The organism is Bradyrhizobium sp. MI1.7 (genome assembly GCF_055811795.1).
On the sequence record NZ_JBVVPO010000039.1, the window covers coordinates 18,517 to 44,034 of the forward strand.

At 64.6% G+C, this 25,518-nt stretch carries 25 protein-coding genes; 9 read left to right on the forward strand and 16 right to left on the reverse strand.

The window, feature by feature from the left end:
• Positions 1 to 94: 94 nt before the first annotated feature.
• Positions 95 to 1,135, reverse strand: coding sequence for a transglycosylase SLT domain-containing protein (locus AC0L3X_RS29290; protein WP_371498030.1), 1,041 nt, complete (start codon positions 1,133 to 1,135; stop codon positions 95 to 97).
• Between the two features lie 21 nt (positions 1,136 to 1,156).
• On the opposite strand from AC0L3X_RS29290, the gene AC0L3X_RS29295 reads away from it, so the two are divergent.
• A complete protein-coding gene (locus tag AC0L3X_RS29295) occupies positions 1,157 to 2,173 on the forward strand; it encodes a TRAP transporter substrate-binding protein (protein WP_231142132.1) in 1,017 nt (338 codons plus the stop codon).
• Between the two features lie 82 nt (positions 2,174 to 2,255).
• On the opposite strand, the gene AC0L3X_RS29300 is transcribed toward AC0L3X_RS29295, so the two are convergent.
• From AC0L3X_RS29300 to AC0L3X_RS29325, 6 genes are all read right to left on the reverse strand, one after another.
• Complete coding sequence (locus AC0L3X_RS29300; RefSeq protein WP_063982779.1) at positions 2,256 to 2,450, reverse strand: hypothetical protein; 195 nt, start codon at positions 2,448 to 2,450, stop codon at positions 2,256 to 2,258.
• Positions 2,451 to 2,492: 42 nt separating this feature from the next.
• On the reverse strand, positions 2,493 to 2,735 hold the full coding sequence (locus tag AC0L3X_RS29305; protein ID WP_063982778.1) for a hypothetical protein: 243 nt from the start codon (positions 2,733 to 2,735) through the stop codon (positions 2,493 to 2,495).
• 59 nt (positions 2,736 to 2,794) lie between these two features.
• Positions 2,795 to 4,093, reverse strand: a complete 1,299-nt coding sequence (locus AC0L3X_RS29310) for a glycoside hydrolase family 130 protein (RefSeq protein WP_063982777.1) — start codon at positions 4,091 to 4,093, stop codon at positions 2,795 to 2,797.
• Between the two features lie 34 nt (positions 4,094 to 4,127).
• The gene (locus tag AC0L3X_RS29315; protein ID WP_063982776.1) at positions 4,128 to 6,413 is read right to left on the reverse strand and encodes a glycosyltransferase family 4 protein; all 2,286 of its coding nucleotides are present in this window, start codon (positions 6,411 to 6,413) and stop codon (positions 4,128 to 4,130) included.
• 108 nt (positions 6,414 to 6,521) lie between these two features.
• A complete protein-coding gene (locus tag AC0L3X_RS29320; RefSeq protein ID WP_063982775.1) occupies positions 6,522 to 6,770 on the reverse strand; it encodes a type VI secretion system-associated protein TagO in 249 nt (82 codons plus the stop codon).
• Positions 6,771 to 6,826: 56 nt separating this feature from the next.
• Positions 6,827 to 7,021, reverse strand: a complete 195-nt coding sequence (locus AC0L3X_RS29325) for a hypothetical protein (RefSeq protein ID WP_063982774.1) — start codon at positions 7,019 to 7,021, stop codon at positions 6,827 to 6,829.
• 292 nt (positions 7,022 to 7,313) lie between these two features.
• Between AC0L3X_RS29325 and AC0L3X_RS29330 the strand changes: the two genes are divergently transcribed.
• Positions 7,314 to 7,952 (forward strand): HAD family hydrolase, encoded by a 639-nt coding sequence (locus AC0L3X_RS29330; protein WP_354131472.1) that lies wholly within the window; start codon positions 7,314 to 7,316, stop codon positions 7,950 to 7,952.
• On the opposite strand, the gene AC0L3X_RS29335 is transcribed toward AC0L3X_RS29330, so the two are convergent.
• Both AC0L3X_RS29335 and AC0L3X_RS29340 read right to left on the reverse strand, forming a co-directional pair.
• A complete protein-coding gene (locus AC0L3X_RS29335) occupies positions 7,949 to 8,989 on the reverse strand; it encodes a phenylacetaldoxime dehydratase family protein (RefSeq protein WP_063982772.1) in 1,041 nt (346 codons plus the stop codon). The two genes, AC0L3X_RS29330 and AC0L3X_RS29335, sit on opposite strands and share 4 nt — an antisense overlap.
• 28 nt (positions 8,990 to 9,017) lie before the next feature.
• The gene (locus tag AC0L3X_RS29340; RefSeq protein ID WP_063982771.1) at positions 9,018 to 10,034 is read right to left on the reverse strand and encodes a carbon-nitrogen hydrolase family protein; all 1,017 of its coding nucleotides are present in this window, start codon (positions 10,032 to 10,034) and stop codon (positions 9,018 to 9,020) included.
• Between the two features lie 196 nt (positions 10,035 to 10,230).
• On the opposite strand from AC0L3X_RS29340, the gene AC0L3X_RS29345 reads away from it, so the two are divergent.
• The 5 genes from AC0L3X_RS29345 (at position 10,231) to AC0L3X_RS29365 (ending at position 14,838) form a co-directional block, all read left to right on the forward strand.
• The gene (locus AC0L3X_RS29345) at positions 10,231 to 11,187 is read left to right on the forward strand and encodes an AraC-like ligand-binding domain-containing protein (protein ID WP_063982770.1); all 957 of its coding nucleotides are present in this window, start codon (positions 10,231 to 10,233) and stop codon (positions 11,185 to 11,187) included.
• A gap of 99 nt (positions 11,188 to 11,286) precedes the next feature.
• Positions 11,287 to 11,523 (forward strand): hypothetical protein, encoded by a 237-nt coding sequence (locus tag AC0L3X_RS29350; protein WP_063982769.1) that lies wholly within the window; start codon positions 11,287 to 11,289, stop codon positions 11,521 to 11,523.
• A gap of 116 nt (positions 11,524 to 11,639) precedes the next feature.
• Entirely contained in the window at positions 11,640 to 12,665 is a 1,026-nt protein-coding gene (locus AC0L3X_RS29355; protein ID WP_354131471.1) for an aldo/keto reductase, read from the forward strand.
• Between the two features lie 183 nt (positions 12,666 to 12,848).
• Positions 12,849 to 14,270, forward strand: coding sequence for an MFS transporter (locus tag AC0L3X_RS29360; RefSeq protein ID WP_063982767.1), 1,422 nt, complete (start codon positions 12,849 to 12,851; stop codon positions 14,268 to 14,270).
• Positions 14,271 to 14,379: 109 nt separating this feature from the next.
• A complete protein-coding gene (locus AC0L3X_RS29365) occupies positions 14,380 to 14,838 on the forward strand; it encodes a PEGA domain-containing protein (protein ID WP_063982766.1) in 459 nt (152 codons plus the stop codon).
• 71 nt (positions 14,839 to 14,909) lie between these two features.
• Here AC0L3X_RS29365 and clpA read toward each other — a convergent pair whose 3' ends face one another.
• Positions 14,910 to 17,324 (reverse strand): ATP-dependent Clp protease ATP-binding subunit ClpA, encoded by a 2,415-nt coding sequence (clpA, locus tag AC0L3X_RS29370; RefSeq protein ID WP_014494656.1) that lies wholly within the window; start codon positions 17,322 to 17,324, stop codon positions 14,910 to 14,912.
• A 291-nt stretch (positions 17,325 to 17,615) separates the two neighbouring features.
• On the reverse strand, positions 17,616 to 17,948 hold the full coding sequence (gene clpS / locus AC0L3X_RS29375; protein WP_014494655.1) for an ATP-dependent Clp protease adapter ClpS: 333 nt from the start codon (positions 17,946 to 17,948) through the stop codon (positions 17,616 to 17,618).
• Positions 17,949 to 18,398: 450 nt separating this feature from the next.
• Here clpS and AC0L3X_RS29380 point away from each other — a divergent pair, with 450 nt between their 5' ends.
• Positions 18,399 to 18,671: a hypothetical protein gene (locus tag AC0L3X_RS29380; RefSeq protein WP_084795099.1), complete on the forward strand. Its 273-nt coding sequence runs from the start codon at positions 18,399 to 18,401 to the stop codon at positions 18,669 to 18,671.
• A 117-nt stretch (positions 18,672 to 18,788) separates the two neighbouring features.
• Here the strand turns inward: AC0L3X_RS29380 and AC0L3X_RS29385 are convergent, their stop codons facing one another.
• Positions 18,789 to 19,127 carry a phasin family protein gene (locus tag AC0L3X_RS29385; protein ID WP_014494653.1) on the reverse strand — a complete coding sequence of 113 codons (339 nt, stop codon included), beginning with the start codon at positions 19,125 to 19,127 and terminating at the stop codon, positions 18,789 to 18,791.
• A gap of 389 nt (positions 19,128 to 19,516) precedes the next feature.
• Here AC0L3X_RS29385 and AC0L3X_RS29390 point away from each other — a divergent pair, with 389 nt between their 5' ends.
• Positions 19,517 to 21,367 (forward strand): D-alanyl-D-alanine carboxypeptidase, encoded by a 1,851-nt coding sequence (locus tag AC0L3X_RS29390; RefSeq protein ID WP_231142133.1) that lies wholly within the window; start codon positions 19,517 to 19,519, stop codon positions 21,365 to 21,367.
• Positions 21,368 to 21,585: 218 nt separating this feature from the next.
• Here AC0L3X_RS29390 and AC0L3X_RS29395 read toward each other — a convergent pair whose 3' ends face one another.
• The 4 genes from AC0L3X_RS29395 to AC0L3X_RS29410 all read right to left on the reverse strand — a co-directional run bounded on the left by AC0L3X_RS29395 (position 21,586) and on the right by AC0L3X_RS29410 (position 25,386).
• Positions 21,586 to 22,311: a DnaJ domain-containing protein gene (locus AC0L3X_RS29395; RefSeq protein WP_063982763.1), complete on the reverse strand. Its 726-nt coding sequence runs from the start codon at positions 22,309 to 22,311 to the stop codon at positions 21,586 to 21,588.
• Positions 22,312 to 22,370: 59 nt separating this feature from the next.
• Positions 22,371 to 23,114, reverse strand: a complete 744-nt coding sequence (locus AC0L3X_RS29400; RefSeq protein ID WP_063982762.1) for a vWA domain-containing protein — start codon at positions 23,112 to 23,114, stop codon at positions 22,371 to 22,373.
• Positions 23,115 to 23,259: 145 nt separating this feature from the next.
• Positions 23,260 to 24,120: an alpha/beta fold hydrolase gene (locus AC0L3X_RS29405; RefSeq protein WP_063982761.1), complete on the reverse strand. Its 861-nt coding sequence runs from the start codon at positions 24,118 to 24,120 to the stop codon at positions 23,260 to 23,262.
• 342 nt (positions 24,121 to 24,462) lie between these two features.
• Positions 24,463 to 25,386 (reverse strand): division plane positioning ATPase MipZ, encoded by a 924-nt coding sequence (locus AC0L3X_RS29410; protein ID WP_063982760.1) that lies wholly within the window; start codon positions 25,384 to 25,386, stop codon positions 24,463 to 24,465.
• Between the last annotated feature and the right edge of the window lie 132 nt (positions 25,387 to 25,518).

A 25,518-nucleotide genomic window follows, 5' to 3' on the forward strand; every position in this document is an offset into this window, starting at 1 on the left:
GGATTGCGGAATCGTGCCCGCATAACGGGCAATGCCGTGGCTGGCGTCAAGGAAGCGCGCGGCGGGGCTGGCATGCGCGCGCGGGCAGACGCGCCTACCCGCTCACACCCCGGTTCTTCAGCACGAAGCAGGCACCGCCGGCCTTGCGGATGCGGTTGCACAGATCATCCGCCTCGCTGCGCGTGTCCGCGCCGATGCGCACCTGGTAGAAGGCGCGCGTACCGCGGCTGCGCATCACCGAGCTTAGCAGGCTCGGATCGCGCTCGCCGATCACCGCGGTCAGCCGCGTGACGGCGCGGGAATACATCGCCAGCGCCCTGTTGCGGTCGAAGCCGGCAGCGAGCTGTACGCCCCAGACCTTTGCGGCAGCGAGCTCGACATGTTGTTCGAGCTCGGCGACGAAGGCATTCGGCGCGCGCTTGAGAAGCGCCATGAGATCGCGGCAGCTCGTCGGCGGCGAACTCGGCGGTCCCTTGCCGGTCGCTCCTGCCTTGGCCCACGCGTCAACGCTCGTGCCGGTGATGGCATAGACGTAGTTGCGGGTCTGCTCCGGCATGCCGCCGGTGCCGGCGAGCCATTCCTGCACCCGGCGCGGCCCGGCGTTATAGGCGGCTGCGGCCAAGCCGAGATTGCCGAACTGGTTGCGCAGCTCGTTCAAAAATTCGGCCGACTTCGGCAGCGCCTGCACCGGGTTGAAGGGATTGAGCAGCCCGCGCTCGCTCGCAGTGCCCGGCATGAACTGCGCGATCCCCTGCGCATGCTCGCCGCTGCGCGTCATGGGTCCCACGGCATCGGCCTGGAATCGGCTTTCCTGCCAGATCACGCGGGCGAAGAATTCCAGCGGCAGATTGGCATCCCGTGCGGCGGCCTCGACGATCAGGCAGATCGATTCCCGCGTATCGCTCTCGCGCGCAGCGACCGGACTCGCCGGTGGCATCGCAAGCTCCTCGACGCTGGGGACAGCAATATTGGTCTTCGCGGGCGAACTGTCCCACGCCGCCACCCGTGTCGCCGAGACGAGCAGTGCGGCGATGATGAGTGATGCAGTTCGCGTCAGCCGTGCCCAAGCATCGCTGTGGCGTGCTCCGGCGCGGCATGCAACAAGATGATCTGCCATGTTGTGGCATCGTGCCATGGTTCGACGAGTTGCCAATATATGCTGTTTGACCCGCTTCTCCCAATGCGCTGCCCCGCCCCAGGGATCCGCGCGATCCTCGTCCTCGTAGCCCTCGTCCTGTCCGCCGCGCCCGCCATGGCGCAAGTCAACTGGCGGATGACCACGGAATATCCGCAAAACAACATTTCCGGGATCGGGCTCACCAGTTTCGCCGATCGCGTCGCGGCGCGCACAAACGGTTTCGTGACCGTAGCTAGCGCTTTCGACAACGAGCTCAAGATCAACTCGGGCGAAATGCCGCGCGCCGCGCTGGCTGGTCGCATCGCCGGCGGCGACGCCTTCGCGGGCGCGCTTTCGGGCCTCGACCCGGTGCTCGGATTGTCCACCCTGCCCTTTCTGGTGCAGTCCGTCGACCTCGCCCGCGCCACCAATCTGCGGGCGCGCCCGCTCTACGAGAAGGCGCTCGCGGCGCGCGGCCTGAAGCTGCTCTACGTCACGATCTGGCCGGCCACGGGCCTCTGGTCGGACCATGCGCTGGAAGGCGCCGACGCCCTGCCGAGACTGAATTTGCGGGCCTACGACGCCAACTCCGGCGAGGTCATGCGCGCGGCCGGCGCGAATGCACAGTTCCTGCCGATGGACGCGGCACTCGCTGGCCTCAGGGAGCACCGGCTGAATGCGTTCCTGACCTCCGGCGACGGCGGCGCGGGACGCAAGCTCTGGGACTTCCTGCCCTACTTCACAGCGATCAACTACGCGATGCCGGTCTCGATCGCCTTCGTCCGCAGCGACGCATTTGCCGAACTGTCCGAGCCGGTGCAGCGCGAGGTCCTGGCCGCGGCGGCCGAGACCGAGCAAAGCCAATTCGCGCTATTGACCCATCGCACCATCGAAAATTATGCGCGCATGCGCGACAACGGCGTCCGCATCGCCGAGCCGGCGCCGGCGTCCCTCGTCGCCGCGCTCCGGAAAGCGGCAACGCCCGCGATCGCCACCTGGGAGACGCAGGCGGGCGCCGATGCCGCGGCGATCGTCGAATGGGCGAGACAGCAATAGGGCGAGCCGTGGCGGCCGCCGGCTTGCCACAGCGGTGCTGCGTTGAAATGTCCGCCAGTCCCGCCCTTCACTCGCTTCGGTCCTATGCCGAGGCCGGCTTTTCTGCGCTGATTGCGCGGTCCAGGGCATCGATCAGCGTTTGAAGCTCGACAAACTTGTTCCGTGCTCGCTCGGCATTGTCGCGATCAAAGGGAGCGGCCAGCACCTTCGCATGCGTGTCCCTGTCCTCGATCATTCGATCGCGGGCCTTCTTCAATATGTCCAGTCGCTCGTTCATCTGTGCCTCTCCGCCAATATCTGCTCGACCACGATCAGGGCCTCAGTCGAAACCAGCCGGAAGCTCGCCCTTTCGGAAGAACACCGTAGGCTCATCGTCATAGTCACCCATTTCGGGATCGCCGCTGGACGAGAACGCGACGACGCCGAGTTTGCTCAAGGCCAGTCTCTCCGCCGTGCGCAGCGCGCCGCTTTCCGACTTGCAGACGATGGGAGAGTCGGCCTTCAGATTTCCACCCTTGCCGGCGTTGAACGCCTGCACCACGTAGGTTGTTTCGCGGACCATGACGGCACCTCTGACCTGTTGACACACGGAGTTGACGTCAACGACCGCGACAACCGCGCTCAGCCGCGCATCGCTTCGATGAGCGCGGAAATCCTGATCGTTGCAAAGCTGGAGAAGGTGTCCGACACGGCATATGGCAGGATGATCTGGTCATTGTGCCTCATCGCACCGCAGGTATAGACGACGTTGGGGACATACCCTTCGCGTTCGGACGGTTCAGGCCGCAGCAGCGGCTCGGCCGAGCGAGCCAGCACCCTGGACGGGTCGCGCTTGTCGAGCAGAGCCGCTCCGATCGAGTATTTCCGGATCGGGCCGACACCGTGCGTCAGCAGCAGCCAACCTTCGTCAAGTTCGATGGGTGCCCCGCAATTGCCGATCTGGACGAACTCCCAGGGAAATTGCGGTTTCAAAAGCACCCGGCCGCCCTCCCATGTGTAGAGGTCGTCCGAATAGACCAGATACAGGTTCTCATTGTCCTGTCGCGCGATCATGGCATAGCGGCCGTCGATCTTGCGTGGGAACAGCGCCATGCCCTTGTTGTGGGCTGCAGCCCCCCGCAAAGGCGTTAGCCGAAACGACATGAAGTCGCTGGTCTCGATCAATTCAGACCGGATCGCACGTCCGCTATAGGCCGTATAGGTCGCGTAGTAGATCGCCCGATCACCGTCGTTGAATTTGACGAAGCGCGCATCCTCGATGCCGTTGGATTGGGATTCGGTCACGGGAAAGATGACCCGCTCGCTGAGGTCTTCCTCGGGCCTGAACACCAGTTCCACACGGTCGCCGTCCGATCCGGATACGCGATGGCTGATCCGGGGGACCGAGGCAAGGCGCGCCGTCGGATCGACGGCCAGGCTTCCGTCAGCCGCAATCGTTCCGGTTCGAAACGTCAGTGACGACACATGCCCCTCGCCGATGGCCCGGAGGCTGACGATGAATCGCGAACCTCCCTTCGGTGCCCCCGATTGATCGGGGTGCGGGACGATGCTGGGGTTGAACAAGGCAGAGGCTTCGAACGAATACTCACTGAGAAAATAGGCACCAATCAGCTGGCGCTGCGTCTTCGAGAAGACGCCATGCGTGGCGAAAGCGTCCTCCATTTCATCCGCTCGGGTCTCGAACCGCTCCAGGAGGTTACGATGTCGCCCCTGGAAATTGTCGAGCACATCCGCAAGCTGAACTGCAACGGCCTCCGAACTGAGCGCAAGAACCCGGTCGACGATATGATTTGCACGCATCTTGTCGGTCGGGTTCAGGTCGCGGGGTTCGGTTGCCGGCTTGAAGGGCCGCACGATGACTCGCGCTGGATCGGGGCGCAGATTAAGCCCCTGCCGGTTCAGGAAAGAAGCTTGTGACACGGTATCCTCGGCGTGCTGAATGAAAAGATGAAGTTCAGGCGCTCACGGCGCGCAAGGCTGTGGGCCTCGTCAAGCTCGGGTTGACGCGCGCAAGCTGGCGCATCTCGGCAAGCCCGAGGAGATAGCAAACAACGGACTCGCCCCCGCGGTTTTCGTTGGCGCGATCAGCGTGCAAACCATCCCGGCAACTGCCAGTGAGCGGATCGACCAGCGCCACTGAGAGATCGTTGCTGCCTAGGAACCAGGCGAAGGCCCGAGTTGCCATGGCTTTCCATTCGGCATCGCCGTCGGCACGCCACGCAGCGAGGCAGGCGGCGATCGTCGCCGTTGCCTCCACGGGCTGCTGATCAAACGCACGGGGACGTTGCCGCCGCTCGCCGAAGCCGGCGGTGCCGACCGGCCGGAAATGCCCTGCCGCGGTCGTCTGCTGCGTCATGAGCCAGCGCAGAGACCTCAATCCGGCATCGAGATATTGGGGCGCCTGCGTCGCCATGCCTGTGAGGATCAACGCCTGCGGCAGCCGCGCGTTGTCGTAGGCCAGCCCTTCCTCAAACCACACCCAGTCCGACGTCTCGACCGACGCCAGACACGCCATCAACCTGCCAGCAAGGGAATGCCGGACGTCCCTGGCGTGGAGATCGTCCGGAGCCACAGCGCAATAAGCGTCCAAGCCCAGCAGCATGAATGCCCATGCGCGGGGCGAACGAAAGCTCGCCGCGATCGACAATGCCTGGGCGAACAAGGCAGCGGCCCACAGGCGCCGGGCCGGGCTCGCGTCTCTGCGTGCAGCCTCGCCCAAAGCCCATAGCGTCCGCCCGTGACTGTCTTCTGACCCTCTGTCCTCAAGCCAGGTTCGATTGAACCCCATGAAGTTGCGAAATTGCCCGGTGTCGGGATTCCAGGCGTGCTGCACGAATGCCGCAAACCGGCTCGTCAGGATTTCGGACAGCGGCTGTTCGCCTGGACCATTGAGGGCGCAGGCCAGCAGCAGCGCTCGGGCATTGTCGTCGACGCAATAGCCGTGCGCGCGATCCGGCACCGAATGGACCGCATGCTGGAACAGGCCGACATCATCGCACATCGACAGGAAATGGCCGATCTGCATATCGGGCGATGCGGGGCTACGTGGCTCCGGCACATTCATGTCTGAGCCCGCGAAGAGCTTAAGCCGATGGCCTTGCCGTACATTCTCGAAGACGGACACGTAGCGCTCGGCCACCCGCTCCCATGTCATCATCCGGCTCGCCGCATAGGCGCGCCGCGACATCGCCTGCCGGCGGGCGTCGTCGGTCAGCAGGCCTGCGATCTCGTTGCCGATCGCCGCGGCGTCGCTGAAAGGCACCAGCACGCCGCACCCGTCGGCAAGCAGCTCGCGGGCGTGCCAGTAAGGCGTCGAGACGACCGGCTTCCCCAATCCGAAGCTGTAGGCCAGGGTTCCCGAGGTCATCTGGGCCTCGTTGAGATAGGGCGTGACATAGACGTCGCACATCGAGATGAATTCGAGCAGCGTGGCGAGATCCGCGAACCGGTCGAAGAACACCACGTGGTCGTCAATTCCGAGTTCGCGCACCCGCGCCATCAGGCTCTCGCGATAGGCCTCGCCCTGGTTTCGGACCAGGTTGGGGTGCGTTGCGCCAAGCACGACATACACCGCATTCGCGCAGCGCTTCAGAATCGACGGCATGGCGTCGATCATGATTTCGATGCCCTTGTTCGGTGACAACAGGCCGAATGTCAGGATGACCGATTTTTGCTCAAATCCAAGCTTGGCCTTCGCTGCATCGGGCTCGACGAAGGCGACGTCCGGAATGCCGTGGGCGATGACCTCGATCTTGTCGCCAGCCACCCGGTAGACGTCGCGCAGCAGTTCGCGGCCCTTATTGGCCATCACCACGACCTTCGACGACGCCTCGACGATGCGCTCCATGACCGTCCGCTGCGCAGATGTCGGATCGGCGAGCACGGTATGGAACGTCGTCACCACCGGCATGGCAAGGCGGGACAACAGCACGAGGATATGGGCTCCGGCCTCACCACCGAAAATCCCGAACTCGTGCTGCAAACACACGGCATCGAACCGGCCGGCATTGAGGAAATCCGCGGCCCGCATGTAGTCTTCGATATTGCCGTCCTTGATCTGGAACGCGACCGCCGGAGGATAATCATAGGCTTGACCGCGATCGGTCATTGCCACGATGCAGGTCTCCAGATCCTGGCGCGAAATCGATATCGCGTTCTTCAGGTCGGTCGTATAGGTCGCAATTCCGCATCGTCGAGGCAGCGAGTTGCCGATCACGGCGATACGGCGGAGCGGCGTCATGTCGGCACCTCTATGATTTCGCTTGATGTCGGAGTGTGCACGGCGGGCGGACGCGCCGGCGAATTCTGTCGTCCGTCACTTCTGCCACGCGCTGCTTGATTGCAAACCTCAACAGCCGCGACAGATATTCTTCAGCTTCGCTGCGGTTCTGGCCTCTTCCGCAATGAAGGGGTCCTTGTAGGCAGCCCGCGCTGCGTCTTGTTCGGCAGCAGTGGGTTGCTTCGCTTTCGGCGGAAACGCGGCGTCGTAACAGGCAAGCCGTCCGCTCGTGCTCTCGATCGCGCGGCAGTCCGGCTCTTTGGCGACTGCACTTTGCACGAATGTGCCAAGCGCCAGTGCGACAATAAGTATTTTCATACGGGTATCGTTCCTCGCGGAGGATCCGGGCGCGCCGCTTGACGCCCCTGCGCTCCTCATGCCTCGAACTGGTCGAACTCGTCAGACAGCAGAACCCGGCCCTGCGGCGTGCATATCCGCACGTCGACATAGCCTTCCTGCAACAGCTCCCTCGCCTTCTTCAGAGCGGCGGCCGTCGTGGTGCGGGCCAGGCTGACGTAGCCGCTTTGATCGCGTCCGCTCACCAGATATTGGAGCGGCGTCCTATCCATGCAGAAAAGCCGCAGCGGCCACCAGGAGCAACAGAAACAGCGGGACGATCACCGGCGGCACGATCCAGTCGGCCAGATTAAAGCGAGGCATGCGCGCTCCTCCTCGTTCGGCGGGAGCGCTAGTGACCCTCAGTCACCGATGGATGCCATGGGAAGGGCGGTGATCGCAGGACTTTACGCTTATGCCCTGCCAATAGCGAGCTTTAAAACGTCGCGCGACGCGGCGGCGTTGCCTTGAGCAGCGGCGTCGTTTAGGTCAAACAACGACGGTATCAACACGGGCACGACTGGCATGGCTACAATCTTCTTCGATCTCGACGGCACGCTGACCAACCCGAAGCCCGGGATCACCCGCTCGATCCAATACGCGCTGGAGCGGCTCGACCTTGCCGTGCCGAGCGAGGACGAGCTGACCTGGTGCATCGGGCCGCCCCTGCACGCCAGCCTGAAGAAGCTCACTGGAAGCGACGCGCTAGCCGACCGCGCGCTACTGCTCTATCGCGAGCGATTTGCCGATATCGGCCTGTTCGAGAACGAGGCCTATGCCGGCATCATCGACACGCTGACGACGATCGCCGCAACCAGCCAGCGCATGTTCGTCGCCACCAGCAAGCCCGCGGCCTACGCCATCCGCATCGTCGATCATTTCGGCCTGAAGCCGTATTTCGAGCGGGTGTTCGGCTCCGAGCTCGACGGCACGCGTGTCGACAAGCGCGACCTGCTGCGCTATGCGCTCGACGAAACGACGGTCGATCCCGGCAGCGCGATCATGATCGGCGACCGCAGCCACGACGTGATCGGCGCCCGCACCAACGGCATGACCGCGATCGGCGTGCTCTATGGTTATGGCAGCGAGGCCGAGCTGCGGGATGCCGGCGCACATCACATCTGCGCCGCGCATCCCGAACTGCTCGGTCACTGCGCAGCCTAGGCGCTGACGGTCTCGACCGCCGCCAGCATGCCGGTCTTCGAATGGCAGTTCAGATATTCGAAGAGCTGCTCGTCCGCGGCCGCCACCGTGACCTCGTGATAGAGCCGTAGCTTTGCCGACGGCCCGAGCGTCGACAGGTATTTCATCGCCGCGCCGAATATCTTGACGTGGGTCGGATGTGACTCCGCCCAGCGCTCCAGTGCGGCAAGGCTCTTCCACCAGCTCTGGCCGTAGGACTTTTCGCTCTCGCTGCCGTCGGCGGAGAGCACCTGCATGTAGCGGTTGGCGTAGCAGCCGATGCCAAGCCCGTCGTCGCGCAGAAAATCCATGCCCTCGCGCAGCACCGGCTCGACATCGTCGAGATAGAGCTTTCGCTCGGATGCCTCCGTATCGCTCCAGTCCTGCCCGGAGCGGATCAGGCAGAGATTGTCGTGCGCCTTCACCCGCAGCCGCGCGCCGTCGCGGATCAATTCCGGCGTGCCGCCCGGCGTCATCGGATCGGTCTGCGACAGAGGCATGCGATCGCGCATGCCGCCCCAATAGGCGTGCTCCTGCACCTCGCCGCTCATGCCGTCGGCGATTGCGGCCACGCCCTCGGGCCGGTCGAGCGAGGAGAACAGCGTCTCGTGCCGGGCGACCGTGGGACGCAGCACCTCGATGAAGGTGCCGATGCCCTCGTGCGCCTTCACAGTCCACGCCTCGCGTGCCGGCGCGAACCATGCGTCGAAGCGCGCGACGTCGTCCCAATAGGCAACCGACACGACGGTCTCATAACCGGCGCGGTCGACGTAGCGGGCGCGGTCCCAATGCGAAGGCCCGCCCTCGGCAGCAAACCGCGCCGCGATCTCGGCGAGTGCCTCCGTCGCAGCCGCCGGCGCCGCGCCGCGATACTGCAGACCGAAATAGGCCATCACGACGCGGCTTACGGCGGGCTTGTAGCGCGCCACGAACGACGGATATGGCGGCTGGTAGTCGTCCGGCACGCGCTTGTGGCGCGTGCGCTGGGTCTCGAGATGCAGAGGAATTGCGGATTCCATGATCGTACCCTCCCCTTGATCCCGGCGATCAGCTCGCCGCCGCCGCGATATCCGTGGGCTCAATGGTGTCGACCGGCAGCGCGAACTGCTCGACGCGCTGGTATCGCTTCTTGTTGAGCAGTAGCCGCGTCACGTCGGGCCGCGAATAATGCCCGGCGGGATCGGCAGCGTTCTTGGCAACACCGATGGCGCCGAGATCGATCTCGGCAATCAGCAGCCCCTCCTGGTCCGGCGCCAGCTTGTCGCCGATCTGGCTGCCGTCGGGGCCGTAGATCGCGGCGAACCCGCCGCCCACGTGCAGCAACGCATTCTTGTCCGGGCGGTCGCAGAGCTCGTCGATCATGGCCTGCGAGACCGTCGCGCACGGCGCGAGCACGAAGCAGGAGCCCTCCACCGCATAGACGCGCGAGGCGGCATTGTTGACCTCGGCGCCGAGCGCCGGCGCAAAGGGATCGTAGAGCGAGAAGCTCGGCCAAGCCGCGACATGCACCTGCTCGTTCTGGGCGTACATCGCATATTTCGACAATGGCTGGAGATGCTCCCAGCAGCACAATGCGCCGATGCGGCCGATGTCCGATCTTGCGTGGACGGCGAGATCGCTGCCGTCACCCTCGCCATAGACCGTGCGCTCGGCATGGGTCGGCCGCAGCTTGCGGCGCTTTGCGATGGTCTCGCCGTCGGGCCCGATCAGCCATTGCGCCAGATAGAGACTGCCGCCGTCACGCTCGGACAGGCCGAGCACGGCGGTGAGCTTTGCCTTGCGTACGGCGTCGCGCAGCCGCTCGGCCTGCGGACTGTCATAGGACAGCGAGTTGTCGAAGTAGCGCTGCACGAAGCCGCGGCCGATCGCCCAGGCCGGCGAGTCCATCCAGATATGCCAGGGGTAGCCGGGGATGAAGGCCTCGGGAAAGGCGATCAGCTTGGCGCCCTTCTCGGCGGCGTCCCCGATCAGCGCGATCGACTTGTCGATCGAGGCGTCGAGATCCAGCCAGGCGGGCGCCGCCTGCACCACCGCGACCTTGTATTTCGGATGTTCGATGCCCATTCCCGCCTCCATTGCCGGTTGATCGGAAGCCACGTCCGATGCAGTCTATTTGGCCAAGCCACCCGGCCGGGCGCTCGACCGCAGTGGAACAAAAACTCGACTGGCCGGGATCGCCGACGGGTACGGGACTTGCCTTCGGTCTGGCTGGATCTGCGCCAACATGCGGTTTTGCTGGATGTGACAGGGAGGCTTGCCGATGCCAATCCAGTTCACGACAGACGGCAGCCCCGGCTACCGCCGGCTGGCGCTGTGGCAGGACATCGTCTGCGACGTCTTCGTCGGGCTCGACTGCAAGTCCGACCTCGGCAGCGCCTTTCGCGGCTCGGTCACGCAGGCCCCGCTCGGCAGGGCCGTGTGCTCCGAGGTCTGCTCCGACCGCCAGCACGTGTTCCGGACGCCGTCCCGCATCGCGCGTTCGGATCAGGATTTTGTCCTGGTCGCACTCGGCAATCGCGGCGACGGAGGCGTGGTGCAGGACGGCCGCGAGACCGTGATCCATCCCGGCGAGTTCGCGCTCTACGACACGACGCGTCCCTATGAGCTGAAGTTCAACCACGCCTTCGCGCAGACCATCTTCAAGGTGCCGCGCGAAATGTTGCAGCGCCGGCTCGGCGCCACCGAGACGCTCACCGCGATGTCGTTCGGCGCCGATGTGCCGCTCGAACGGCTCGCCTATGATTTCATCTTCAGGCTTTGCCAGAGCGCGGACCGACTTACCCCGGACAACGCTGCGGCGTTGTCGGAGCAGGCCGTCGATCTGCTCGCGATGGCGCTGAGCGAACGGCTTGGCAAGACATCGCTGCCGTCCTCCACCCATCGCTCCGCCCTGCTCTATCGCTTGAAGGCCCACATCCGCACTCACCTAGCGGATCCCGACCTCTCGCTGTCGGAGGCCGCTGCTGCACTCGGCATCTCGCCACGCTATGTGAACGATCTCCTCGCCGACGAGGATACCTCGTTCCAGCGCCACGTGCTTGCCGAGCGTCTGGCCCAATGCCGGCGTGACCTCGCCTCGCCCGTGCTGGCCCATCGCCACGTCAGCGAGATCGCCTTCGCCTGGGGCTTCAACGACCTCTCGCATTTCGGCCGCGTTTTCCGCGAGCATTTCGGAATGTCGCCACGCGACTTCAGGCAGAGCCAGTTGCGGCACTGACATCCAGCCAGCTATCACCTTGAGCCTTCGCTGCAGGCGAAGGCAAGGCTCGTCAATTCCAGATTGCCTTGTCCAGCTGCGCGCATCAGGCTGGCGTGCATGAGGACTCACGCCACCATAAGCGGCTCGGAGCTATTGCTGGGTGTGATCGCGATCAGGCTCGCGGTGCTGGTCCTGGTGGGCTGGGGCCTGACGCTGCTGCCGCGGCAGGCGCGTGACGGCGAAGCTGCCTGCTTCCCCTCGCCCGCAACCAGGGTCGAGGTTCAGTCATCGGTGAAGTCGCCCGGCGCGCGCCTTGCCGATGCAGCATTCGATGACATGCGCCTGCACGACTAGGCCATTCCCGAGCAAGGCCGGTATGTGAGCGCGTGATAGGACGCGGCCCGCGCTTGCATTACCATCGCACCCCAAGGCCGCACCGATCAACCAGCGGCCAGCCGAGGAGCATATCGATGGAATACCGACGCTTGGGCCGATCCGGCCTCATGGTGCCCGCTTTGAGCCTGGGAACGGGCACCTTCGGCGGCGTCGGCCGCCTTGCTGCATGGGGTACAACGGACGCGACCGAGGCGCGGCGCCTTCTGGATATCTGCCTCGATGCCGGGGTGTCGATGTTCGACACCGCCAACGTCTATTCCCTCGGCGAATCCGAGCGCGTCCTCGGCGAGGCCATCAAGGGTCGCCGCGACAAGGTTCTGATCTCGACCAAGGCCACCTTCCGCTTCGGCGATGGACCCAACGACATCGGCTCGTCACGGCAGCATCTGCTCGCGGCCATCGACGGTTCGCTGAGCCGGCTCGGCACCGATTACATCGACCTGTTCCAGCTTCACGGCTTCGACGCGTTCACCCCGCCTGAAGAGGTGCTTGCGACTCTCGACGTGCTCGTGCGCGCCGGCAAGATCCGCTATGTCGGCGTCTCCAACTTTTCGGGCTGGCACCTGATGAAGTCGCTCTCGGTTGCCGACAAGCATGGCTTCCCACGCTATGTCGCCAATCAGACCTACTATTCCCTGATCGGGCGCGACTACGAATGGGAGCTGATGCCGCTCGGCGTGGACCAGGGGCTCGGCGCGGTGGTCTGGTCGCCGCTCGGATGGGGGCGCCTCACCGGAAAAATCCGACGGGGTCAACCGAAGCCCGAGGTCAGTCGCCTGCCCAAGACCGCCGATTTCGGCCCGCCCGTGCCCGATGAGCACGTCTATCGCGTGGTCGAGGCGATCGACGAGGTCGCCAAGGAAACGGGCAAGAGCGTCTCGCAGATCACGCTGAACTGGCTGCTCCAGCGTCCGACGGTCTCGACGCTGATCATCGGCGCGCGCAACGAGACGCAGCTGCGCGAAAATCTCGGCGCGGTTGGGTGGACGTTGACCAAGGACCAGATCGCAAAGCTCGATGCCGCGAGCAAGGTGACCTTGCCCTATCCCTACTGGCACCAGCGCACCACCTTCACCGACCGCAATCCGCCGGCGGTGTAGGGACGGCTAACTGCCCGACCGCTCGGCTCCCCGAGCCCTCGCGAGAGCGGTCCCGACCCGTTTTCCTGTGCCGGAAGGCCTGCTTCCGGCACAGGAACTGTCCGGGTCCTGCCGGGTTGCGATCCATCCTGCAATTTCCTAATCCGGGGATGAATCACGGCTCCAATCAGGCTCGCCTCCATCATGTCGTCTGCCCCGATCGAGCATGCCGACGGCCTGCCGCAGCCGCTGCGCAACCAGGCGGTGCTGACGATTGCGCTCGGCATCATCATGGCGGTCGTCGACAGCGCCATCGCCAACGTGGCGCTGCCGACGATCGCAGCCGACCTCGATGCGAGCCCGGCCTTCTCGATCTGGATCGTCAATGGCTACCAGCTCGCGATCACGATCTCGCTGCTGCCGCTGGCGTCGCTCGGCGAGATCGTCGGCTATCGCCGCGTCTATCTGGCCGGGCTCGTCCTGTTCACGCTCGCATCCGCCTTCTGCGCGCTCGCGCATACGCTGCCGCTGCTGACGATCGCGCGCATCATCCAGGGTTTTGGCGCCGCCGGCATCATGAGCGTCAACGCGGCACTGGTGCGCTTCACCTACCCGCGCAGCCAGCTCGGCCGCGGCATCGGGATCAACGCGCTCGTCGTCGCCTTCTCGGCCGCGGTCGGCCCGACGCTCGCCGCGGGAATCCTGGCGGTCGGAACCTGGCCCTGGCTGTTCGCCATTAACGTCCCGCTCGGTGCAGTGACGCTGGTGCTCGGCCTGCGCAGCCTGCCGCACACAAAACCCGCCGGCCGTTCCTTCGACTGGCAGAGCGCAGGGCTGTCCGCGATCACCTTCGGCGTCGGCATCGCGGCCGTCGACAGCGTCGGTCATGGCGAGGCCGCCATCACCTGTCTCGTTCAATTCGCCATCGCCATCGTCGCGGGCGCGCTGCTGATCTACCGCGAAACCCACATGACCTCGCCGCTCTTGCCGGTCGACCTGTTGCGCATCCCGGTGTTCGCGCTGTCGATTGCGACCTCGATCGCCTCGTTCTGCGGGCAGATGCTGGCCTTCGTCGCTATCCCCTTCTACCTCCAGAGCCGCTTCGGTTATTCGGCGGTGCATATGGGACTTCTGATCACGCCATGGCCGATCGCGGTGGCGTTCGCAGCCCCGCTCGCCGGCCGCCTGGTCGAGCATTATCCGGCCGGCCTGCTCGGCGGCATCGGGCTCACGCTGTTTGCCTGCGGCCTCGGCGCACTCGCCTTCCTGCCTGCAAGCCCGACGCCGCTCGACGTGATCTGGCGGATGGCGCTGGCGGGGGCCGGCTTCGGCCTGTTCCAGACCCCCAACAACCGCACCATGATCGCGGCCGCCCCGCGCGAGCGCGCCGGCGGCGCCAGCGGCATGCTGGGCACGGCGCGCCTGCTCGGCCAGACCACCGGCGCGGCGCTGGTGGCGCTGCTGCTCGGCCGCTATCCGACCGAGGGAACCAGGATCGCGCTCCTTGTCGGCGTCGGATTTGCGCTGTGCGGTGCAGTGCTGAGCATGCTGCGGCTGTCGCCCGCGGGCGCGCGCGGCGCCGAGCACGTCCGGGTACAGGACGACCAACGCCTGCGCGGCGAATAGCTCACGTCCAGGTTCAGCTGTCCTCACGCGCAACTTGTGCGTGGCTTAACTATCTGGACCAATGACGTATTGCCTGCGCTTCATTGACGCGGGGAATAAGGGGCATTTCATGCGTTCATTTGGAATTGTGGCGCTCAGCGTCATGCTGGGCGGCTGCGCGTCTGTCACGCGGGGCACGACCGAAAACATCAGCATCTCATCGACACCGTCGGGCGTGGAAGCCGTCGTCAGCGGAATGGAAGTTCCGACCACCTGCACGACGCCGTGCTCCGTGGTCGTCAAGCGGAACGCCGACATTTCGATCACCTTCCAGAAGGAAGGCTATGAACCGCAGATCGTGCCGCTCAGCCGGGACATACCGACCTCCGGGGCCGCCGGCTTCGCCGGAAATCTTTTGCTCGGCGGTGTCGTCGGCATGGGCGTCGATGCTGCCACCGGGGCGGCAACCGATCACAAGCCAAACCCTGTCATCGCGACCATGCAGCCGTCAGCTCCTGCCCGCGCGCGGCCACCCGCGCCGAAGAAGCCGCGGCCGCCGGCGGCGCCTGCGCCTGACACCGGCACCTAGCGCCTCGCAACGGCCACGCAAACAAAAAGGCCGGCTTTTCAGCCGGCCTTTTCATTTCATATCGCTCGCAATCAAGCCTTGACCAGCGGGCCCTTCGAGGTCGGCCCCTTCGAACCGCCGGAGCCACCACCGCCCGGCTTGGACTTGCCCGGCGGACGCTTGCGGGCGCCGGGCAGCTTCTCCTGCTTCGGCGTGATCGGACCGTCGAGGAACTCGAACCCGATCTTGTCCTTGGTCTCGTCGGCCTCGTCCTTGACCAGGACGACGCGGACGTGGCCGCCACCCTTGAGCTTGCCGAACAGCACCTCGTCAGCCAGCGGCTTCTTGATGTGCTCCTGGATGACGCGGGCCATGGGCCGTGCGCCCATCTGCTCGTCGTATCCATGCTGGACCAGCCAGGTCTTGGCGGGCTCGGACAGTTCGATGGTGACGTCGCGATCGCCGAGCTGCGCCTCGAGCTGAAGCACGAACTTCTCCACGACCGTGCCGATCACCTCGACGCTGAGATGGCCGAACGAGACGATGGCATCGAGACGGTTGCGGAATTCCGGCGCGAACTGCCGGTTGATCGCCTCGTGGTCGTCGCCTTCTCGCTTCGAGCGGGTGAAGCCGAACGCCTGCTTGGCGAGATCCGAAGCACCCGCATTCGTGGTCATGATCAGGATCACGTTGCGGAAGTTGACCTGCTTGCCGTTATGGTCGGTGAGTCGGCCGTGATCCATGATCTGGAGCAGCACGTTGTAGAGGTCGGGATGCGCCTTCTCGATTTCGTCGAGCAGAACCACGCAATGCGGATGCTGATCGACGCCGTCAGTGAGCAGGCCGCCCTGGTCGAAGCCGACATAGCCGGGAGGCGCGCCGATCAGGCGCGACACGGTATGCCGCTCCATGTATTCGGACATGTCGAAGCGCAGCAGCTCGACGCCGAGCGACGCCGCGAGCTGCTTTGCGACTTCGGTCTTGCCGACGCCGGTCGGACCCGAGAACAAATAGCAGCCGATCGGCTTCTCCGGCTCGCGCAAACCGGCACGCGCCAGCTTGATCGATGCGGCAAGCGACTCGATCGCCTTGTCCTGGCCGAACACGGTGCGCTTCAGGGTCTGCTCGAGATGCTTGAGCACCTCGGCATCGTCCTTCGACACGCTCTTCGGCGGGATCCGCGCCATCGAGGCGATCGTGGTCTCGATCTCCTTGATGCCGATCGTCTTCTTGCGCTTGTTCTCGGCCACCAGCATCTGCGCCGCGCCGGACTCGTCGATCACGTCGATCGCCTTGTCGGGCAGCTTGCGGTCGTGGATGTAGCGCGAGGAGAGCTGCACCGCAGCCTCGATCGCCTCGTTGGTGTACTTCAGCCGGTGGTAGTCCTCGAAGTAAGGCTTGAGGCCCTTGAGGATCGCGATCGCGTCCTCGACCGTCGGCTCGTTGATGTCGATCTTCTGGAAGCGCCGCACCAGCGCGCGGTCCTTCTCGAAGTGCTGGCGGTATTCCTTGTAGGTGGTCGAGCCCATGCAGCGGATCGTGCCCGAGGCAAGCGCCGGCTTGAGCAGGTTCGACGCATCCATCGCCCCGCCCGACGTCGCGCCCGCACCGATCACGGTGTGGATCTCGTCGATGAACAGGATGGCGTTGGGATGAGCTTCGAGCTCCTTCAGCACCTGCTTCAGGCGCTCCTCGAAGTCGCCACGATAGCGCGTGCCCGCGAGCAGTGTGCCCATGTCGAGCGAGAACACGGTCGCAGCCGCAAGAACCTCCGGCACCTCGCTGTCGACGATGCGCTTGGCGAGGCCCTCCGCGATCGCGGTCTTGCCGACGCCGGCCTCGCCCACGAACAGCGGGTTGTTCTTCTGCCGGCGGCACAGCACCTGGATCGCTCGGTTGATCTCGGAATTGCGTCCGATCACCGGATCGATCTTGCCGTCGCGCGCCTTCTTGTTGAGGTTGACGCAATAGGTCTCGAGCGCTTCGCCCTTCTTCTTGGCGTCCTCGGTACCCTTTGCCTCGGTCTCTTCGTCGACGCCGCGCACCGGCCGCGCCTCGGAGACGCCCGGCCGCTTGGCGATGCCGTGGCTGATGTAGTTGACGGCGTCATAGCGCGTCATGTCCTGCTCCTGCAGGAAGTACGCGGCATGGCTCTCGCGCTCGGCGAAGATCGCGATCAGCACGTTGGCGCCGGTCACCTCTTCGCGACCGGACGACTGCACATGGATCACCGCGCGCTGGATCACGCGCTGGAAACCGGCGGTCGGCTTGGCGTCGTCGGCGCCATCCGTCACCAGATTCTCGAATTCGGTTTCAAGGTAATTGACGAGGCTCGTGCGGAGCTTGTCGAGATCGACGCTACAGGCGCGCATGACGGCGGCTGCATCGGAGTCGTCGATCAGGGAGAGCAAGAGATGCTCGAGCGTCGCGTATTGGTGATGACGCTCGTTTGCGATCGCCAGCGCACGATGCAGGGATTGTTCAAGGCTTTGGGAAAAAGTCGGCATTCGCGTCCTCTATGGCCCCCACCATCATGATCGCCATCGCCCGGTCAGGCAACAACAACCTTTGTCACATATAGTTATACAAGACCGCGGCGAAAGACCGGTTCCGCGACTCAAATGGGCATTACGCGCCCACGGCATGCTCGATGCAAAACCCGTTCCGATTTGGGCAGAACTACCCATTTGGGCAGGATTGACGCCGCTGATTTTCGCGGGATCACGCAGCAGGATGTGCTGCCATCACATACCGCGCAACCAGAACCGATCTAAATAACTCTGGATGTGAACGCGCAGTTATTTCTTTTCCATCACGCATTGCAGCGGATGCTGGTGCTTGCGGGCGAAGTCCATCACCTGCGTCACCTTGGTCTCGGCGATCTCGTAGGTGAATACGCCGCACTCGCCGATGCCGTGATGATGGACATGCAGCATGATCTTGGTCGCGGCCTCGATGTCCTTCTGGAAGAACTTCTCCAGCACATGGACGACGAATTCCATCGGCGTGTAGTCGTCGTTCAGGATCAGCACACGATACAGGTTCGGCCGTTTGGTCTTCGGCTTGACCTTGGTGATGACAGACGTATTCGGCCCCGTCGGTCCGCCCGAACGGTTCTCGTCATTGCTCATACGAGGAGCGTGGGCAGCGGCTTGCGCGGACAGGTCTAGTCTGAAAGTCAGGTGCGGCATGGCTCAGGCGTTCAAATTCCCCACGGAAGCGAGTGACGGTCAGCCGCGCGGCCCCGCCCTTCGGAGCTTTGCACGGGCGCGCCGCCTTGTTGGATCACCGCTTCCAACCGGTCCGGTCAAGCCCGGCTCGATTGTAGGGAATATGGGCCCGCCCCCGGCTCGCCGCAAGCGTGCAACGGTCTGGCCAATATGGTCGAGGCAGTCCCGATTCCCGGTCCGGCGATCCTGACCAAGGTTAGTCAATCCGGACCGATTTGACAAAAGTTTCGGCCGGCACCGTTTAGAACATCTTCACCGGGAATCCGGCCGTTAAGCGGCAGCGGCGGTTTCGCGGGATACCTCCGGTTTTCTACGGTCCAATCGAGCTGCCGTTCAATCGCGTGGCCCCTGGTGCGCATGCGCGTCGCCATGCTGCTCGACAACGCCGGCTCGATGGCCCAGGACGGCAAGATGTCGGCGATGCCGACGGCCGCGAAGAACCTGGTCGATCAGCTCAGTGGCCTCGTGCTCCTCGCCGGCGGTCTCGATGCGCAGAATCGCTGGTGGTACAGCAATGCCTCGCAGATCGACACGCGACGGAAGAAGCTGCGCGACGACGCCAAGGCGAACGGCATCGACACGTTCTGTCCGGTGATGTCGGCGAGTCAGACCGTGTGGGGTTGACGTCGGTACGTCGCTGTCGAAGCTGCGCGTGGCGCGCTGAACCGGATCTTTGTCGCGACAACAAAAAAACCCGGCTGAACCAGCCGGGCTTTTCGATTCCAGGAGTTCCAGAGGACGTTAGTTGGCAGCCGGGGTGAACTTCGAAACGATGGTCTCGACCGGCTTGAACGCCTGCTTGGCGAGGTCGCTGTAGAGGCCGGCGATCTTCTGCGATTCCGCAACGAAGGTCTCGTAGCTGGAACGGGCGAAGTCGGTCTGCGCTTCCACGGCCTTGTCCAGCGACTTCACGCCGGAAAGCTTCTCGACGAAGGACTTGGTGTCTTCAAACGACTTCTTGGTGTAGTCGCCATACGCGCTGGCGATCGCCTGGAGGCCATGCTGCATCGAGGTCGCGGAAGCAACGCACTGCTCGAACTGCTCTTTCCCGTAGCTCTGAAAGTCTTCAACCTTGAACATTTCGGAATCCTTTTTCCCTGGCTTTGGTCCGGAAGCCCCGGCTCCCTGACTCCGCCCAAAAATAGTGCAACGCACAAAAAAGTCAAGAATCTTGTGCGACGCACAAAATTAGATGCAAATCGCTGAGATTCCCGGGGTTTCCCGCAATGGTTCCTTAAGCTTTTGGAAACCGCGGACCCCTACCCTGATTCCCTGGACGTGTTCAGCTTCCGCGAATGGTCAAAAGCCGTTCGAGAACATCACCTTAGCCAGAACAGCGGCTCAGGCCCAACGTTTCCCGCAGCGAACACCAGCGGAGAGACAGCCTGAGCAGGTAATGATCCCGGGTCGAGTGGGCACAATTTCGCCTCACGGGCCGGTGATCAAGTCAGAAACGGGGACGGGGTTTCATGCTTCGTAAAAACTTGTCTTCCTCGCGCTTGGCGCGGGTTGGCGTTTTCGGGCTTCTTACGGTCACCGCCGTAGTCATCTTCACCGATGCTGCCGAGGCACGGCGTCACCGGCGCAATTACGCGCACCACCGGGTGCAGCGCGATGTGTCCGACAGCTCCAGCCCGAAATTCGCATCGATCATCGTCGACGGCAATTCCGGCTCCGTGCTCCAGGCAACGAGCCCAGACGGAATCCGCCACCCCGCCTCGCTCACCAAGATCATGACGCTCTATCTGCTGTTCGAGCGCCTCGAGTCCGGCAGGATGAAGCTCGACACCGAGATGCCGGTGTCGCAGCACGCCGCCGATCAGGATCCGACCAAGCTGAACCTGCGTGCCGGCCAGACCATCCGCGTCGAGGACGCGATCAAGGGCCTCGTCACCCGCTCCGCCAACGATGCGGCCGTCGTGATCGCGGAAGCGATCGGCGGCGACGAGGACGACTTCGCCCAGATGATGACGCGCAAGGCGCGCTCGCTCGGCATGTCCAAGACGGTCTACCGCAACGCCAACGGCCTTCCCAACGACGAGCAGGTCACGACCGCGCGCGACCAGGCCACGCTCGGCCGCGCCATCCAGGAGCGCTTCCCGCGCTACTATCGCTATTTCGCGACCTCGACGTTCAATTGGCGCGGACAGTCGATCCGCAACCATAACCACCTGCTCGGCAGCGTCGAGGGCGTGGACGGCATCAAGACCGGCTACACCCGCGCCTCCGGCTTCAACCTCGTGACCTCGATGCGTCGCGGCAACCGCCACCTGATCGGCGTGGTGCTCGGCGGCCGCAGCGGCGGCTCGCGCGACGCCACCATGCGCAACCTGCTCGCGGAGAACCTCGAGAAGGGCGCCACCACCCACACCGTCGTCGCTGTCACCGAGCGCAACGGCGCAGATGCCAATACCGACGTCGCCGATGCATCGGAGACCCCGGCCCGCCCCGCTCCGCAGGTCCAGCAGGCCGCGGCCGCCCCTGCCCCCGAGACGGCCCCGCAGCGTCTCGCCTCGCGCCTGTCGGCGCTGGCGGCCGCGACCGCCGCGATGCCGCCGGCTCAAGCCAGGCCTGACACCAGCAAGCCCGAGGTTCGGCCAACTGAATCCAGGATCGAGCCCGCGCCGCTCACAAATGGCGTGATCTCCAGCCAGCCGCTCTCCATCATCCCCGGCTCGTCCGAGCCGATGAAGCCGGTCCGGGTGAAGACGGTTCAGGTCAAGGCCGGCACCGTGAAGGTCGCCTCCGCCGCCCCGGCTCAGGTCGCACCGCAGGTCACGAGCACGATTGCGGCCCGCTCCGACGTCGCGGAGACCTCCGGCGCCGTCGTCGCCCGCGCCGATCTCATCAACAAGCCCGAGATGGCGAGCCAGCCGGAAGCGCCGAAGGCCGAGCTCGCCCGCACCGAGATGCCCCGTCAGCCGGCGGGCTTCGGCACCGGCAACGGCATCCTCGGCGTGCTGCCGGCCGCAACGGCCACCGCGCCCACACCGGCTGCTGCGAAGCTCGCTTCGGCCGATCCTGTGCCGCAGCCGATCCAGATGAGCGCCACCACCAAGCCGGTCGTCACCCATAGCGGCTGGATCGTCCAAGTCGGCGCACTCGAGAGCGAGAACGAAGCCCAGCAGCGCATCGACGCCGCCCGCAGCTCCGCCCGCGGCCTGCTCAGCAAGGCCGACCCGTTCACCGAGCCGGTCCTCGCCAAGGACAATCGCAAGCTTTACCGGGCCCGTTTCGCCGGGCTCGAGCGGGACCAGGCCGAAGCCGTCTGCCGCGCCCTGAAGCGCGCCGACATCTCCTGCATCACCGTCCGCAACTGATCTGTCGTACCGCTCCAATCAAAATGCCCGCGCCTTGCGCGGGCATTTTTGTTTGGGGGATGCGGCGATGCCAGTTCCGCGACAACCTCTCGTCAAGGATTTACGGTTAAAACTTTACTCAAGGGATCGACCACGCCGACAAAGGCGGGCATCGGGGCGACGGCAGACAGAGCAAGCGGAGCTTACGCGGTACGGGCGTTTGTAGCGTAGTGCCGGAGTTAGCCGTTATGCGTGCGAAGCAGAGTATCCTTGGCCTCGTTCACACGGGCAGCGAGATACGTCGAGCCCCCCTGGTCGGGATGGAGTTTCTTCATCAGGGACTTGTGCGCCCGGCTGATGTCGTCGCGCCCCGCGCCCGGCTGCAGGCCAAGGATCTGATAGGCTTCCTCCGCCGTCATTTTGCCGCTCGGCGCCGTGCGGCGCTGCCGCCCTGCCGCATCGCCCTGCGCGTTCTGACGCCAAGCGGGAAACCGGCGGTCCAGATAGCTTTCAAGTAGGGCCACGCTCTCGGCGTCGAACGCCGGAGCCATCGCCAGCAGGCCAGCGAGATCGAACTCCTGGAGATCGCGCCCGGCGTGAGGACCGGCGACGATCTGGCCGGCGAGCTGCCCCGAATCGTGGTCGAGCCGCATGTCCAGGAATTGCGAGCGTACGCGCGAGGCCTGTCCGGCCGGGCGCGTTGCGCCACCGCCGAACAGCCCGCCGATATTGCCGAAGCCGGCATTCGCCAGCGGCGTCCAGCCCAGGAGCCCGGCGCCGAAAATCCCGAGCGGGATCGCCACCGCCAGCTCGCCCCGCAGGCCAGTGAACGCTGCGACCGCGAGCGCCACCACGCCGCCACCGAACTTGATGGTGCGCGCCAGCACCGCCGGATTGGCGGAGCGGAACATCTGGAGCAGCAGATAAAGCGTGATAACGGCGATGGCGCCGGCGATCAGGGTCATGGCCGGAATATAGTCGCCCTCACGGCAAAATGCATGGCGTCCGTCTCCGACGCGGGCCGCTACTTCATCTGCCCGATCAGCTTGGCCGCACCGCTCGCACTCTTGGCAAGTTTCAACAGCGCCTCCCGGCCGCCGGCGGCATAAGCCGCGGCCGCGCGCAGCAGCTCGCGAAGCTGCGCCGCCGCGCCGGGATCGAACCGGCACCAGGCCCCGCCGGTCAGCCGCGCGATCTCGCGAAAGGCCTGCTCGGCCACGGCGTCGGCGCCTTCCTGAAACACGAACACGGGGACCTTGAGCATGCCGAGCTCGCCGGCCTTGGCGCAGAGCTCGTCGACCTTCTCCTCCATGGCATCGCCGACGAAAACGACCGCACGCACGCCCGAAGCGACCGCCTCGCGCCGCACGTCGCTCAGCACCTTGCCGATCTGGGTGTCGCCGCCGCGACAGTCGATCTTGCTCATCAGCGTCGCGAGCTTCGCGCTGTCGGAGATCCAGCCCGTGGCGCGACACTCGTTCAAGCCGCGATAGTAGACGAGCCGGATGTCGAGGCTGCCGATCGCTGCGGCCTCGCGGAACATGTCCGCCTGGAGCGCGCAGGCCATGTCCCAGGTCGGCTGCCGGCTCATTGTCGCATCCAGCGCAAAAATCAGCCGCCCCTTCGCGCCGGGGGCATGCGGCGACAGCGCACGCGCCTTGGCGACGAACGCGGCGATGTCCTCCGCGGTGCTGGCTTGAGGCAGCGTGCCGCCGGTTTGGCTCGAGACGGCATCACGGCCACGCGGTTTGACGGGTTCGCCGGACATCCCTGCTCGCTTCTTGCGTGAGCGGCTAATGTGGATAGCGCCTGCGGCCCGGTCAATGTGCAAAGCCTCCGCGGGCGGATGCCGGCGGAGGCTTTGCGGGTCGTGCAGACGATCGGAGCGGTGTCGGTGTCAGCCTATGTCGGTGTCAGCTCTTGGCAGGCGCCATCAGAGCAACCGGACCGGGCTCCAGGATATTGGGCGGGGCCGAGCGCGTATCGACGGGCGCCACGGCGCTGTCGCCGTCGCTCAGGAACTTGTCGAGCATGCTCTGGATCGAGTTCTTCGCCGCATCCGGACCGGTGTCGCGCATGTCGTTGTGCTGGAATTCGGTCTTCACGACCTGGATGCCGGCCTTCTCGCATTCCTCGTCGGTCGGGATGACACCCGCGTCGGTCTTGAACTGCGGATCCTGCGAACGGAACGACAGGATCTTGAACTTGCCGGCAGTGACGAAGGGCACGCGCAGATTGTCGAGCGTGACGACCTTCTTGACCTCATCGGGATACTGCTTGGCGAAATACATCGTGATGTCGCCGCCCATGGAGTGGCCGACCATCGTCACCCTGTCGTAATCGGCGTTGGGCTGAACCTTCTTCATCTCCTGCATGGCGAGATGGATGTTGGCAACGCCGCGCAGGATCTGCGGCAACCGGCCGACATAGAGCTCACCGGGCTTGGTCACCATGGGAGGATCGGTCGGCAAATCATGCTGCGGGCTTACGACCATATAGCCGCGCGCCGCGAAGATGTTGGCGAGGAAGCCGTACTCGGTATTCTTGACGGTGTTGCCGTGATTGATCACGGCAACCGGCAGCGTGATCATGCCGGCATTGGCCTGCATTTCCTTGTCGCGGCGGACCGCGATATCGACAGGCACCGGACGGTTGTCGCGCGAGGCGTCGTAGAAGGTGACGGTCTCGTGCCTGATCGCCCACTTGCTCGCCGTGACATAGGCGACGCCGAAGAGGGCACTAACCGAAACCAGAACGGCAATTCCACGCTTCATTTTCGTCCTCAGCCTCAGGCTCTTGCGGCCTGAATCCCTGTTGAAAATCGTGTTCTTCCGGGGCTCTTCGGCCCCTGGTCGCCTATTCCCTAATATATGTCACAGCCGCGTGACAGGAAGCTTAAATATTGTGAACCTTCAGCCCTTTCATTGTGCGGCGCACGCGTTTCTTGGGCATCCCGTTCTCAGGCGGCTACGTCAGGTGCAGGCTACCATCCGACGCAACCGGTCTCGATTGGCTTCAATTTCACGGTAAACACAGGGTGAAACGGCCAAGCCCGCACTCAGTTCCGGCGGGAACCGGCAGCTTCAATCGGCTGGAAGTAGCGATATACCGCCACCTCAGGCGCCGAGGATGTCGTGGACCTCGAGCGGCTTGTCGACCTGGCTGAACCACTCGGCGCGATTTGCCGCACGGCGGCGGCCGCGTTCGTCGAGCGGCAGCTTGAGCTGGCGGAGCAGGCCCGTCACCTCTTCCCGCGCGGTGAGATGGCCAAGGTTGGGCCGCATGCCGAGCGTGGCCTCGTCGATCTCATCGAGCGCGGTCAGGCCGCGCGGAAAAAATTCGCGATAGACGACGCGCTCGGCGAAGCCGTCGACGTAGCGGAAGCCGAGCCGTAGCGACAAATCCTTGAGGCCCTCGGCGACGAGCTGCTTGTTGCGGGAGCCGAGCATCGACAGGCGGTTGCGCACGACGATCCAATCGGTGCTGGAGCCGTCGAGCTGGCGCCGCTTGCGCCTGACATCCCGCACCATCTCGGCATAGTGGCTCTCGCCCGTCACTGCGTAGTTGGCGGGATCGACGGTGCCGAGCACGTCGAAATCGAGGAAGCTGTCGTTGATCGGCGTGACCAGCGTGTCGGCCATCGAGTGCGCCAAGCGCATCAGATAGCTGTCGGTGCCCGGCGTATCGATGACGATGAAGTCGAAATTGCTTTCGACCGCCGAGACCGCCTCCATGAACTGCTGGAACTCGGAATTCTCGTTCTCGGCGATCTGCATGGTCTCGCCGAGCTTGATGCAGCGATGCACCGGCAGCTCGAGGCCGAGGCCGGTGCGGCGCGCCCAGGCGGAACGGTTGCCGATGTAGCGGGTAAAGCTCTGCTGACGGCAGTCGAGGTCGATCGTGGCGACGCGCTGGCCGGCCTTCAGCAGCGCGACCGCGATGTGCAGGGCGGTGGTCGACTTGCCGGAGCCGCCTTTTTCGTTGCCGAGCACGACGACATGCGCCGAGCCGGATTGGCCTTGGCTAGCCTGCACAAGCATAGCGATCCTCAACACCCCTGATGAATATCTTCGAGTTGGCCGCGTCTGCGGTCAAGTGAAATGCGTGACAGTAAATGCAAATCGCAGCGCGCCGTGTTCGAAATGAATCACGGCACCATCTCTCGCTTGTGA